The organism is Pseudomonas sp. zfem003, from assembly GCF_032621675.1.
In the GTDB taxonomy this organism is placed as follows: Bacteria; Pseudomonadota; Gammaproteobacteria; order Pseudomonadales; family Pseudomonadaceae; genus Metapseudomonas; species Metapseudomonas otitidis.
Genome location: NZ_JAVYJG010000007.1, coordinates 299516 through 311324, shown reverse-complemented (window position 1 = coordinate 311324; position 11809 = coordinate 299516). Strand labels below are relative to the sequence as shown.

The window sequence follows — 11809 nt, the reverse complement described above, 5'->3', positions numbered from 1 at the left end:
GGCCTGTGCGGACATCGGCAGTTCTCTCATCAAGGCAACTCTTGTTCGTTATTCGCCGACGCTGATGGTCAGGCCAGCGGCTATGGCAAAGGGAGTCAGGGTCACCGCCAGGGCGGTGAGGCAGCCCAGCCACAACAGGTGGCCGACAGCCGGCAATCCTTGCAGGGCCGCTTGCAGGGCCCCGCTGCCGAGAATCAGCACGGGGATGTACAGCGGCAGTATCAGCAGCGCGAGAAGCAGGCCGCCGCGCTTGAGACCAACGGTCAGCGCGGCACCCACCGCACCCAGCAGGCTCAACACCGGCGTGCCCAGCAGCAGGGAGCCGAGCAGCACCGGCAGGCAGCGGGCGGGCAGGCCCAGCATCAGCGCCAGCAGCGGCGCCAGCAGGACCAGCGCCAGTCCGGAGAAGAGCCAGTGTGCCAGCACCTTGGCCAGGACCAGAAGCGGCAGGGGGTGCGGCGAAACGACCCACTGTTCCAGCGAGCCGTCCTCGAAATCACTGCGGAAAAGCCCGTCCAGCGAGAGCAGGACGGCCAACAGGGCCGCTACCCAGACCAGCCCCGGTGAAAGGGTTTGCAACAATTGGCTCTCGGGACCGACCGCCAGGGGGAACAGGGCGATGACGATGGCGAAGAACACCAGGGGGTTGGCCAGCTCGGCAGGGCGACGGAACAGCAGGCGCGCTTCGCGGGCCATGACCAGGGTGAAGACCGATCTCATGCCGCACGTCGTCCCAGGTCCAGTTCACGGTAGCCCGCCGGCAGGTGGGCGGGGCTGTGGTGGGTGGTGAACACCACCAGGCCGCCACGCTCGCAGTGCCCGGCCAGGTGCGCCTCGAGCTGGGTGACGCCCTGCTTGTCGAGTGCGGTGTAGGGTTCGTCGAGGATCCACAGCGGCGGCGGATCGAGGTAGAGCCGCGCCAGGGCGACGCGGCGCTGCTGGCCGGCGGAGAGGGTGTGGCTGGGAACGTCCTCGAATCCACGCAGCCCGACGGCGGCCAGCGCCTCCCAGATCGCCTCGCGCTCGGCGCTCTGGTGCAGGGCGCAGAGCCAGGTCAGGTTCTCTTCCGGGGTGAGCAGGCCCTTGATGCCGGCGGCATGGCCGATCCACAGCAGCTCGCGGGCCAGTTCGGCACGCTGCCGACCGAGGGCGACGCCTTTCAGCAGGATCTCGCCGGAGGTGGGTTGCATGAGGCCGCAGAGCAGGCGCAGCAGGCTGGTCTTGCCACTGCCGTTGGGTCCGCTGATCTGCAGCATTTCCCCGGGTTCGAGCGCCAGGTCCAGCCCTTCGAAAAGCATCCGCCAATCACGCTCGCAGGCGAGGTCGAGGGTCTGGAGGTAGGGACTGGTCACGTCAGCGGATACCCTGCGGGGAACTCAAGTGATGGGGTCGCCGGCCGCTATACTGGAATCGCGCTCCACCGCCAGCCCGGACGGGGCGGCATTATACATGTCATCCCCAGCCCCGAAGGGGGCTTTTTCAACAGGTTGTAACCCTTTGATGACCGAGATCAGCACTTCGCGCCCCATCGCTTCCGTGCCCACCGCCAGCCGGGCGGCGCAGGCTGTGGCAGATGCCGCGCTGAAGCTGCTGCAACCATCCAGTGGCCTGCTGGCGGCCGGCGACAGCGCCGAAGCCGAGGTGGTCAGCGTCAAGGAAACCGCACAGAACAGCTTCCAGGTGATGCTGCGCCTGAGCCTGGGCAGCGGCCAGCAGGCAACGCTGGAAGCCACCAGCACGCGCCCCCTGAGCCAGGGCTCGCTGGTGAACGTCACGGCCCTTTCGGACAGCCGCCTGATGGTAGCCCTGCAACCGACCGGTGCCCTGCCGCTGGACAGCCTGGACATGGAGCAGGTGCCGGTCGGCACGCTGATCCAGGGCAAGGTGGTCGCCAGCGAACAGCTCGCCGAGGCGAAGGCGACCGTCTATCGCACCCTGATCAACCTGATCAACACGCCGCTGGCAGGCCGCCAGCTGGCTGTCGACAGCCCGCAACCGCTGCCGGTCGGCAGCCTGCTCAGCGCCCAGGTCCAGGGCGACCAGTCCCTGCGCTTCATCCCGCTGAGCAATCGCCTGGACCAGTTGGCCCTCAGCCAGCAGCTGAACAGCCAGGTGTCGCGCCAGGGCTCCCTGGAGGGCCTGTTCGGCGCCCTTGCCGAACTCGACCCGGACCTGCCACCGAACCTGCGCAACGCCGTGGAGCGCCTGCTGGGCTCACTGCCCGGCCCCGGCCAGCTGAGCGACGCCAAGCAACTGGCCAAGGCCATGGAGAACAGCGGTGCGCTGCTGGAGGCGCGCCTGCTGGCCGGTCATGGCGCCGCCACCGGGCAGGACCTGAAGGGCAACCTGCTGCGCCTGATCGCCCAGTTGCTGCCTGAGCTGCCCAACGCACCGGCGGCGCTGCCCACTGCTGGCGCCAGCAACGCCATGGCCCAGGCCCTGCCGGCCTTCATCCGCAACGCACTGGGCTCCCTCGGCCAGGCCAGCTCGCGCCAGCAGGCACTGAGCTTCCCCCTTCCCTCCCGCCTGGCCCAGGCCGCACAGGAGGAAGGCGACCTGGAAACCCTGCTGAAGCTGGCGGCGGCAGCCGTCTCGCGCCTGCAGACCCACCAGCTCTCCAGCCTGGCGCAGTCGCAGATGACCCCGGAGGGCAACCTGGTCACCACCTGGCAGCTGGAGCTACCGATGCGCAACCAGCAGGAAATCGTCCCGCTGCAGATCAAGATCCAGCAGGAAGAGCGTCAGGCCCAGCAGCAACGGCGCAAGGACGAGCAGAAGGAAAACCTCTGGCGTATCGAACTGGCGTTCGATATCGCTCCCTTGGGCCCACTGCAGGTCCAGGCACAGCTGCTGCGCGGTTCGATCTCCAGCCAGCTGTGGGCGGAGCGAGCCGCCACGGCGCGCTTCATCGACAGCGAACTGGGCAATCTGCGTGAGCGGCTGGTGGCCGCCGGGCTGGAAGTGGGTGAACTGGCCTGCCAGCAAGGCACGCCGCCCCAAGGCCCACGCACGACCCTGCAGCAACGCTGGGTGGATGAGACGGCATGAAACAGACCGAACGCCGCCAGGCGATTGCCCTGTCCTATGACGGGGTCAGTGCACCGAACCTGACCGCCAAGGGTGACGACGAGCTGGCCGAGGCTATCCTCGCCATCGCCCGCGAGTACGAGGTGCCGATCTACGAGAACGCTGAGCTGGTCCGCCTGCTGGCGCGGATGGAACTGGGCGAAGCCATCCCAGAGGCGCTGTACCGCACGCTGGCCGAGATCATCGCCTTTGCCTGGTACCTGAAGGGCAAATGCCCGGCGGGCTTCGACCCCGACGCCACCCGGGACGTGACGCCCGGCCTGCCGCTGCTGGAGGGCCCTAGGGGCTGAGCGCCAGCACTTCACCCTCCATGCCCTTTCCTTGGGGGAAGTCCAGCAATTGCCAGGCGAAGTAGCCGTCACGGAAATAGAAGACCTGGCGATACCCCCACCCCACTGCCAGTTGCGCCGCCAGTGCCCCGCGCGGGCAGACGTCGCTGTCGCAGTAGATCACCAGCGGCACATGCCGCGGCCACTGGGGCATGGCCAGGCCGGCGAAGCGATCGGTCAGGTCCAGGTGCACGGCTCCGTGAACGTGGCCCCAGCTCCACTCCCGGTCCGGCCGGACGTCGATGAACAGGGCGCCGTAGTCGAACAGCCGCTTGGCCTGCAGCACGTTGACAGTCGTCGCTCCCGCAACATGCAAGGGTGCCTCTTCCGCCTGGGCCAGCGGCAAGAGGAGCAAGAGCAACAGGGGAGCCAGGCGCATGGGCAACTCCGCTCGGTGGGCCTGGATAGAGCCTAGTCCGGGCAGAAGTGCCGACTTGGAGTGATTGGTTAGATGGCAGGCGGTGCTTAGAACCGAGCGCGCATCAGCTCTGGGCCTGCTTGCGCGCGAGCTGGAGCTTGCTGACCAGTTCCGCCTCGGCCTTGCTGAGCCCACAGGAATGAGTGAGGTCGTCGACGCTCGCCCCCATGCCCGCCAGGCGTGCAGCTTGGGTGAAGGAGATGCTGCTGGGGTCGCGCTGCTCGATCTGGCTGACCTTGTCGGGCAGCGGCGCGACCACCCGGCGCAGCTCGTGCAACTCCTCCCCCATGCGGATGCTGCCGCTGAGGTAGGCATCGAGACGGCGGGCCAGTTCCTTCAGCCGCTGGTCTCGAGCCGCTTCGCGCTTGGCCTGTTCCTGGGCGAGCTCCAGCTGCTGCCGACGCAATCGCACGCAGGCGAAGGCGAGCGCCGCACAGGCGACCGCCAGGACCAGCAGCGCGATCTCGATCAGCACGTCAGATGCTCTCCAGCTCCGACCACTCTTCTTCGCTCATCATCTTGTCCAGCTCGACCAGGATCAGCAGCTCGCCGTTCTTGTTGCAGACGCCCTGGATGAACTTGGCCGACTCCTCGTTGCCCACGTTGGGCGCGGTCTCGACCTCGGACTGACGCAGGTAGACCACTTCGGCGACGCTGTCGACGAGGATGCCCACCACCTGCTTGTCCGCCTCGATGATGACGATGCGGGTGTTGTCGGTGACCGGCGCGGAATCCAGGCCGAAGCGCTGGCGGGTATCGATCACCGTCACCACGTTGCCCCGCAGGTTGATGATGCCCAGGACGTAGCTGGGAGCTCCCGGCACCGGCGCGATCTCGGTGTAGCGCAGGACTTCCTGCACCTGCATCACGTTGATGCCGTAGGTTTCATTGTCCAGGCGGAAAGTCACCCACTGCAGGATGGGATCTTCGGAACCTTGCCCTGACGATTTCTTCATGTTCCCTAGCCTCTTCTTGTACCGCACGGGGCGGCGAATGCGGGTTGACCGCCTTGTTGCGAATCCGGCGCCCCGGCGTGCGGAGTCTGCCTCTTCATTGTTCAGTTAAGCGACATGTTCTTGACGGCGCCACTGGCAATCAATTCGGCCAGCGCGGCGACGTCCAGTAGCGCACACATGTGCTCGATCACCGTGCCGGCCAGCCAGGGTCGCTGGCTGCGCTGGCTGCGCCACTTGATCTCGTTCGGGTCCAGGCGGATGGAGCGGCTCACCTGGTGCACGGCGAGACCCCATTCGTAGCCCTGGACGGAAATAACGTACTGCAGCCCCTCGCGGAAATCATCGCGGTAACGGTCCGGCATCACCCAGCGAGCCGTGTCCAGCACCTTCAGGTTGCCTGCCTGGCACGGCAGGATACCGAGGAACCAGTCCGGCTGGCCGAACAATGGCGTGAGTTCCTGGCCGGCAAGTGGGTAGATGGAGCCCAGGCAGACCAGAGGCACGGCCAGGGTCAGCCCGGCGACGTCGAACAGCAGGCATTCGAATGGCTCTTCCGCCCATTGAGGGCGCCCCTCGAAGCTGGGTGGCAAAGGCTCGCGGGGCTCGACGCTGGCAACCTGCAGTTCGGCAACCGGTTCCACCAGCGCAGGCTCCGGCTCTGGCTCTGGCTCCGGAATTGTCGGCACCAGCACGGGCTCGGCGATGACCGGCGCAAGCTGACGCACCGGGCGATCCTCCAGCTGGACCGCTACGGGGGCGGCACGCACCACACGGGGAGCCGCCTCCAGCGCGGCGGCCAGTACTGGGCGTGCCTGGTTCAGCCGGGCATCGCGCACCTGCTCCTCGAGCACGGCAGCCTCGAATTCCTCCAGGCTTACGCTGTCGGCGAGTTCGATGGCTGCTTCCCGCAGCAGGGAGTCCAGATAGGACTGCAACGCCAGTTGCGGTCGTGTGGTGGTGGCGAGGGTACGGCTCATGGGTGGGACCTGCGACGTTGGGCTCGACAGTCTATCGGCACAGGGCATGCCGGACTTGAGAGCACCTGTAGCTCAGCATAGACGCTCATATCAGGCGACCTGCGCGGCGAGCTGCTGGCTCAGCAGGTGCTTGAGCAGCGCGCGATAGGCGATCACACCGCGGCTGTTGCCGTCGTACTGCGACGGGGTCACGCCGGCACGGCTGGCATCCCGCAGGCGGGTGTCCACCGGGATGTAGGCCGGCCAGAGGTGCTCCGGATAGGTGTTGCGCAGCACACGCAGGGTATTCAGGGACGCCTGGGTCCGACGGTCGAAAAGAGTCGGCACGATGGTGTAGGGCAGCGCCTGCTTGCGCGAGCGATTGACCATGTTGAGGGTGCTGACCATGCGTTCCAGGCCCTTCACTGCGAGGAATTCGGTCTGCACGGGGATCACCAGTTGCTGGCTGGCGGCCAGCGCATTGACCATCAACACGCCGAGCAGTGGCGGGCTGTCAATGATGGCGTGGTCGAAGTCCTGCCACAGCTGCGCCAGGCTCTTGGCGATTACCAGGCCGAGCCCGTTCTGCCCGGGCGACTGGCGCTCGAGGGTGGCCAGGGCGGTGCTGGAAGGCAGCAGCGACATGCGCTCGTGGCTGGTCTGCAGCAACAGTTGCCGGGGCAGTCCTTCCGGTACGCCGCCCTGGTGGAGAAACAAGTCGAAGCAGCTGTGCTCCAGGGTATCGGGGTCATGGCCGAAATAGCTGGTCATGGAACCGTGGGGGTCGAGATCCACGACCACGACGCGCTTGCCGGCGTCGGCCAGCAGGCCTGCCAGTGCGATGGAGGTGGTGGTCTTGCCGACACCACCCTTCTGATTGGCTACCGCCCAAACTCTCATGCTCTTCGTCCTCCCGGCGAAACCACAGCCTTGCCGAGGATCATTGTCCACCCGCTGGCGCGGGCGACGGGGAATTGACGGCCCCCGCTGCGGAGGGCCCCGGTGCAGGCGCTGGTGCAGTTTGCGTGCCAGCACGTCGCAACGCGTCATCCGGCTTGGCTTTGCCCGCCCCTACCCCACTCACCGCTCGCCGCACGTCGAGGTTTCGCGAAACCACCAATACCACACGGCGGTTGCGTGCGCGCCCTTCCGCCGTCGAGTTGTCCGCCACCGGCTGGAATTCGCCGTACCCGACCGCCGCGAGGCGCGCCGGATTGACCCCGTCCATGGAAAGCATCCTCACGATACTGGATGCACGGGAGGCGGAAAGCTCCCAGTTGGAAGGATAGGCTGCGGTACTGATGGGCAGGTTATCGGTGAAGCCTTCGACGTGCACGGGGTTTTCGTAGGGGGCGAGGATCTTCGCCACCTTCTCGATAATGTTGAACGCCTCGTTGGTGGGGATGGCATCGCCACTGGGGAACAACAGGCTGGAATTCAGCTCGATCTCCACCCAGAGCTCGTTGCCGCGAACCGTCATCTGCTCGTTGGAGATCAGGTCGCCGAACGCTGCCTGCATGCTCTCGGTGATGCTCTGCAAGGGATCGGCCTGGGCATCGCCAGGCCCGCCCTGCTCTGCAGACGTCTGCTCTGCCTCGGTAGTACGAGGCCGCTCTTCACCGATCGGGATCGGCTTGATCGAGCGATCCGGCTGGTTGAAGACGCCGGTCAGGGTGTCCGAGAGGATCTTGTACTTGCCCTCGTTGATCGAGGAGATGGAGTACATGACCACGAAGAACGCGAACAGCAGCGTAATGAAATCGGCGTATGAAACGAGCCAGCGCTCGTGATTCTCATGCTCTTCGTGCTGACGCCTGCGAGCCATGCCATGCCTCCATCAATCCACGAAGCCTTGCAGCTTCAGTTCGATGGAGCGGGGGTTTTCACCCTCGCCGATGGAGAGGATGCCCTCCAGCAGCATTTCCCGGTAGCGCGACTGGCGCATGGCGATAGCCTTCAGCTTGCTGCTCACCGGCAACAGGAGCAGGTTGGCGAAACTCACGCCGTAGATGGTGGCGACGAACGCTACCGCAATGCCACCTCCCAGCTGACTCGGGTCGGCCAGGTTTCCCATGACGTGGATCAGCCCCATCACCGCACCAATGATGCCGATGGTGGGGGCGTAGCCGCCCATGCTCTCGAACACCTTGGCGGCCTGCAGATCGCGGGCCTCCTGGGTGTAGAGGTCCACTTCGAGAATGCTGCGGATGGACTCGGGCTCGGCACCGTCGACCAGGAGCTGCAATCCCTTGCGGGCATAGGGGTCCGGCTCGGCGTCGGCGATGGGCTCCAGGCCCAGGAGCCCTTCCTTGCGCGCCGCCATGCTCCAGCCCACCACGCTGTTGATGCCGCCGGTGAGGTCGATCCTGGGCGGGAAGATGATCCAGCGAAGGATTGCCAGAGCCCGCTTGAGCACGCTCATGGGCGTCTGGAGCAAAGCGGCACCCACGGTACCGCCAATCACGATCAGCGCAGCCGGGCCGTTCAGAAGGGCACCAGCGTGCCCTCCTTCGAGGTAGTTGCCTCCAACGATGGCGACCAGTGCAAGGATGATCCCTACGATGCTCAACGCATCCATTTACCGCACTACTCCCATCACAGGCATGCTTCGGCGATGTGCCTGCCAATGTCGTCGAGGCCGTAGACCGCGTCTGCCAGGTTGGCCTTCACAATCGCCATCGGCATGCCATAGATCACACAACTGGCTTCATCCTGCGCCCACACCTGGCTGCCGCTCTGCTTGAGCAGGCGTGCGCCCTCGCGGCCGTCGGCCCCCATACCGGTCAGCACCACGGCCAGGACCTTGTCATTGAAGGCCTTGGCAGCGGAGCCGAAGGTGATGTCGACGCAGGGCTTGTAGTTGAGGCGCTCATCGCCAGGGAGGATGCGCACGGTCCCGCGCGGATCCACCATCATCTGCTTGCCGCCCGGTGCCAGCAGGGCGAGGCCAGGCCTGAGCTGGTCGCCATCCTCGGCCTCCTTGACGGAAATACGGCAGAGCTTGTCCAGGCGCTCGGCGAATGCCTTGGTGAACGCCGCGGGCATGTGCTGGATCAGCACCAGCGGCGCCGGGAAATTGGCGGGCAACTGGGTCAGCACACGCTGAAGCGCAACGGGGCCGCCCGTCGAGGTGCCGATGGCCACCAGCCGGTAGGACTTGCGCTTGGGCGCAGGTCCGCTGCTGGAACTACCACTGGATGAGGAAGCCGGCGCTGGGGCAGGTGTAGCCGCAGGGCGAGACAGGCTCGACGGGCCGGAACTGCTGGGCGTCGGCGCGGCAGGCGGCGGGGTGTAGCTACTGTAGCGACGGTTGCTCCGCGCGATGCTGTGCACCTTCTCGCAGAGCAGTTGCTTGACCTTCTCCGGATTGCGGGAGATGTCCTCGAAGTTCTTCGGCAGGAAGTCGACCGCACCGGCATCCAGCGCATCAAGGGTTACCCGGGCGCCTTCGTGAGTCAGGGAGGAGAACATCAGGACCGGAGTCGGGCAGCGCTGCATGATGTGCCGCACGGCGGTGATGCCGTCCATCATGGGCATTTCGTAATCCATGGTGATGACGTCGGGCTTGAGCGCCAGCGCCTGATCGATGGCCTCCCGGCCATTCGTGGCGGTCCCTACCACCTGGATATTGGTGTCGGCGGACAGAATCTCCGAAACGCGACGACGGAAGAAGCCGGAGTCATCAACCACCAGAACCTTGACTGCCATAAACACTCCTAACAGGCGGCCCCCAACGGGCCGCCTAAACGATCAACCGCGGCGCGCGTAGCGCTTGAGCATGCTCGGCACGTCGAGGATGAGGGCGATTCGTCCATCGCCGGTAATGGTGGCACCGGACATGCCGGGCGTCCCCTGCAGCATCTTGCCAAGCGGCTTGATCACCACTTCTTCCTGGCCGACCAGTTGATCCACCACGAAGCCGATGCGCTGGGTGCCCACGGAGAGGATCACCACGTGCCCTTCGCCCTGCTCCTCGTATGAGGCGTCACGAACCAGCCAGCGCTTGAGGTAGAACAGCGGCAGGGCCTTGTCGCGAACGATCACCACTTCCTGGCCATCCACAACGTTGGTGCGGGACAGGTCGAGGTGGAAGATCTCATTGACGTTGACCAGTGGGAAGGCGAAGGCCTGGTTGCCCAGCATCACCATGAGCGTCGGCATGATCGCCAGGGTCAGCGGCACCTTGATGACGATCTTGGACCCTTGCCCTTTCTGCGAGAACACGTTCACCGTGCCGTTGAGCTGGGAGATCTTGGTTTTCACCACGTCCATACCAACGCCACGACCGGATACGTCCGAGATCTCGGTCTTGGTCGAGAAGCCCGGGGCGAAGATCAGGTTGTAGCACTCCAGCTCGGTCAGGCGGTCGGCGGCATCCTTGTCCAGCAGCCCTTTCTCGACGGCCTTGGCGCGGAGGATGTTCGCGTCCATGCCCTTGCCGTCGTCGGTGATCATCAGAAGGATGTGGTCACCCTCCTGCTCGGCGGACAGCACGACGCGACCGGTACGTGCCTTGCCGGCGGCCTCGCGCTCCTCGGGCGTCTCGATGCCATGGTCCACGGCGTTGCGCACCAGGTGGACCAGCGGATCGGCAAGCGCCTCGACGAGGTTCTTGTCGAGGTCGGTCTCCTCCCCCACCAGCTCGAGGTTGATCTCTTTCTTCAGGTTGCGGGCCAAGTCGCGCACGAGACGCGGGAAACGGCCGAAGACCTTCTTGATGGGCTGCATGCGGGTCTTCATCACCGCGGTCTGCAGGTCGGCGGTCACCACGTCGAGGTTAGACACAGCCTTGGCCATGGCCTCGTCACCGCTGTTGGCACCGAGACGCACCAGACGGTTACGCACCAGTACCAGCTCGCCCACCATGTTCATGATCTCGTCCAGGCGGGCGGTGTCCACCCGTACGGTGGTCTCCGTTTCGCTGGCTGCCGCAGGAGCAGCCTTATCTCCGTTAGCCGTCGGCGCAGCCGGACGGGAAGCTGCCGGCGCAGGCTTGGCGGGTTCGGGCTTGGCGGCAGGCTTGGCCGGCTCGGGCGCTTTTGCGGCGGGTGTGGCCGCAGGCTTGGCGGGCGCAGCAGCGGGCTTGGCGGGCGCCGCTGGCTTCACCGGAGCGGACGAAGCGGGCGCCTCCGCAACGAACTTGCCCTTGCCATGAAGCTGGTCCAGCAGGGCTTCGAACTCGTCATCGGTGATGTTGTCGCCACCCGGCGCAGCCGGTGCTGCGGTATCGGGCGCGGACGCTACAGCAGCCGGTGCGGCGTCATCCACAGCAGGGGCGACAAACTTGCCCTTGCCGTGAAGCTGGTCCAGCAGGGCTTCGAACTCATCATCGGTGATGTCATCGCCGCCCGGCGAAGCAGAAGAGGCAGCAACCGGCTCGGGCGCCTTGGGCGAACTGGCAGCTGGCGCTGCATCGCCGACGAACTTGCCCTTGCCATGGAGCTGGTCCAGCAGCGCTTCGAACTCGTCATCGGTAATTTCATCCGACGTGGCCGCTTCATTGCCGGGTGCGGGCTCGGCAGCGGAGCCAGAAGGCTCGTCCAGTGCCGTCAGCAGTTGTTCGAACTCGCTGTCGGTGATGTCGCCCGATGCCGGCGCGGCAGGCTCTTCGGCCTCCGGTTCGGGCTCAGGCTCGAAAGCCTCGGCGACAGGCTCAGGCTCGGACGCACCCGCAGGCTCTGCCAGGCGCGACAATGCGGCCAGCAGCTCGGGCGTGGCGGGCGTCGGCTCAGCGCGCTCGCGTACCTGGCTGAACATCTCGTTGACGGTATCCAGTGCCTGGAGCACCACGTCCATCAGCTCTGCATCGACTCGACGCGCACCCTTGCGGAGGATGTCGAACACGTTTTCGGCGATGTGGCAGCATTCCACAAGGGCGTTTAGCTGGAGGAAACCAGCTCCGCCCTTGACCGTGTGGAAACCCCGGAAAATGGCATTGAGCAGATCCATATCGTCCGGACGGCTCTCCAGCTCAACGAGCTGCTCGGACAATTGCTCCAGTATTTCGCCGGCCTCTACCAGGAAGTCCTGGAGGATTTCTTCATCGGCGTCGAAGCTCATTAG

13 protein-coding genes are annotated in these 11809 nt (G+C 65.6%); 2 read left to right on the top strand and 11 right to left on the bottom strand.

All coding sequences use genetic code 11. The annotated features are described in order from the left end of the window. Window positions 1-48 precede the first annotated feature (48 nt). The gene (gene ccmB, locus RTK35_RS18415; RefSeq protein WP_044408044.1) at window positions 49-720 is read right to left on the bottom strand and encodes a heme exporter protein CcmB; all 672 of its coding nucleotides are present in this window, start codon (window positions 718-720) and stop codon (window positions 49-51) included. Then, the gene (ccmA, locus tag RTK35_RS18410) at window positions 717-1352 is read right to left on the bottom strand and encodes a cytochrome c biogenesis heme-transporting ATPase CcmA (RefSeq protein ID WP_316908668.1); all 636 of its coding nucleotides are present in this window, start codon (window positions 1350-1352) and stop codon (window positions 717-719) included. The genes ccmB and ccmA overlap by 4 nt, the downstream gene beginning before the upstream one ends. A 148-nt stretch (window positions 1353-1500) precedes the next feature. Here ccmA and RTK35_RS18405 point away from each other — a divergent pair, with 148 nt between their 5' ends. Both RTK35_RS18405 and RTK35_RS18400 read left to right on the top strand, forming a co-directional pair. Then, window positions 1501-3048, top strand: a complete 1548-nt coding sequence (locus tag RTK35_RS18405; protein ID WP_316908667.1) for a flagellar hook-length control protein FliK — start codon at window positions 1501-1503, stop codon at window positions 3046-3048. Then, complete coding sequence (locus tag RTK35_RS18400; protein WP_142007994.1) at window positions 3045-3377, top strand: EscU/YscU/HrcU family type III secretion system export apparatus switch protein; 333 nt, start codon at window positions 3045-3047, stop codon at window positions 3375-3377. Before RTK35_RS18405 ends, RTK35_RS18400 begins: the two co-directional genes overlap by 4 nt. Here the strand turns inward: RTK35_RS18400 and RTK35_RS18395 are convergent. From RTK35_RS18395 to RTK35_RS18355, 9 genes are all read right to left on the bottom strand, one after another. Further along, a complete protein-coding gene (locus RTK35_RS18395) occupies window positions 3367-3795 on the bottom strand; it encodes a rhodanese-like domain-containing protein (RefSeq protein ID WP_142007992.1) in 429 nt (142 codons plus the stop codon). The genes RTK35_RS18400 and RTK35_RS18395 overlap by 11 nt on opposite strands. A 103-nt stretch (window positions 3796-3898) precedes the next feature. Continuing rightward, complete coding sequence (locus tag RTK35_RS18390; RefSeq protein WP_082078272.1) at window positions 3899-4306, bottom strand: DUF2802 domain-containing protein; 408 nt, start codon at window positions 4304-4306, stop codon at window positions 3899-3901. Between the two features lie 4 nt (window positions 4307-4310). After that, window positions 4311-4790: a chemotaxis protein CheW gene (locus RTK35_RS18385; RefSeq protein WP_044408061.1), complete on the bottom strand. Its 480-nt coding sequence runs from the start codon at window positions 4788-4790 to the stop codon at window positions 4311-4313. A 101-nt stretch (window positions 4791-4891) separates the two neighbouring features. After that, entirely contained in the window at window positions 4892-5767 is an 876-nt protein-coding gene (locus RTK35_RS18380; protein ID WP_316908666.1) for a CheW domain-containing protein, read from the bottom strand. Between the two features lie 90 nt (window positions 5768-5857). Next, window positions 5858-6646 (bottom strand): ParA family protein, encoded by a 789-nt coding sequence (locus RTK35_RS18375; RefSeq protein WP_172434124.1) that lies wholly within the window; start codon window positions 6644-6646, stop codon window positions 5858-5860. Between the two features lie 40 nt (window positions 6647-6686). Then, window positions 6687-7571: a flagellar motor protein MotD gene (motD, locus tag RTK35_RS18370; RefSeq protein ID WP_316908665.1), complete on the bottom strand. Its 885-nt coding sequence runs from the start codon at window positions 7569-7571 to the stop codon at window positions 6687-6689. A 12-nt stretch (window positions 7572-7583) separates the two neighbouring features. Beyond that, window positions 7584-8324, bottom strand: coding sequence for a flagellar motor protein (locus RTK35_RS18365; RefSeq protein ID WP_044408072.1), 741 nt, complete (start codon window positions 8322-8324; stop codon window positions 7584-7586). Between the two features lie 17 nt (window positions 8325-8341). Further along, window positions 8342-9454, bottom strand: coding sequence for a chemotaxis response regulator protein-glutamate methylesterase (locus RTK35_RS18360; RefSeq protein ID WP_279862302.1), 1113 nt, complete (start codon window positions 9452-9454; stop codon window positions 8342-8344). A 42-nt stretch (window positions 9455-9496) separates the two neighbouring features. Further along, on the bottom strand, window positions 9497-11806 hold the full coding sequence (locus tag RTK35_RS18355) for a chemotaxis protein CheA (protein ID WP_316908664.1): 2310 nt from the start codon (window positions 11804-11806) through the stop codon (window positions 9497-9499). Window positions 11807-11809 lie beyond the last annotated feature (3 nt).

Coding starts and splice junctions, on each gene's coding strand:
- RTK35_RS18405 (WP_316908667.1), top strand. CDS start 1,501: ATGACCGAGATCAGCACTTCGCGCCCCATCGCTTCCGTGCCCACCGCC.
- RTK35_RS18385 (WP_044408061.1), bottom strand. CDS start 4,790: ATGAAGAAATCGTCAGGGCAAGGTTCCGAAGATCCCATCCTGCAGTGG.
- RTK35_RS18380 (WP_316908666.1), bottom strand. CDS start 5,767: ATGAGCCGTACCCTCGCCACCACCACACGACCGCAACTGGCGTTGCAG.
- motD (WP_316908665.1), bottom strand. CDS start 7,571: ATGGCTCGCAGGCGTCAGCACGAAGAGCATGAGAATCACGAGCGCTGG.
- RTK35_RS18375 (WP_172434124.1), bottom strand. CDS start 6,646: ATGAGAGTTTGGGCGGTAGCCAATCAGAAGGGTGGTGTCGGCAAGACC.
- RTK35_RS18365 (WP_044408072.1), bottom strand. CDS start 8,324: ATGGATGCGTTGAGCATCGTAGGGATCATCCTTGCACTGGTCGCCATC.
- RTK35_RS18400 (WP_142007994.1), top strand. CDS start 3,045: ATGAAACAGACCGAACGCCGCCAGGCGATTGCCCTGTCCTATGACGGG.
- ccmB (WP_044408044.1), bottom strand. CDS start 720: ATGAGATCGGTCTTCACCCTGGTCATGGCCCGCGAAGCGCGCCTGCTG.
- RTK35_RS18355 (WP_316908664.1), bottom strand. CDS start 11,806: ATGAGCTTCGACGCCGATGAAGAAATCCTCCAGGACTTCCTGGTAGAG.
- RTK35_RS18395 (WP_142007992.1), bottom strand. CDS start 3,795: ATGCGCCTGGCTCCCCTGTTGCTCTTGCTCCTCTTGCCGCTGGCCCAG.
- RTK35_RS18360 (WP_279862302.1), bottom strand. CDS start 9,454: ATGGCAGTCAAGGTTCTGGTGGTTGATGACTCCGGCTTCTTCCGTCGT.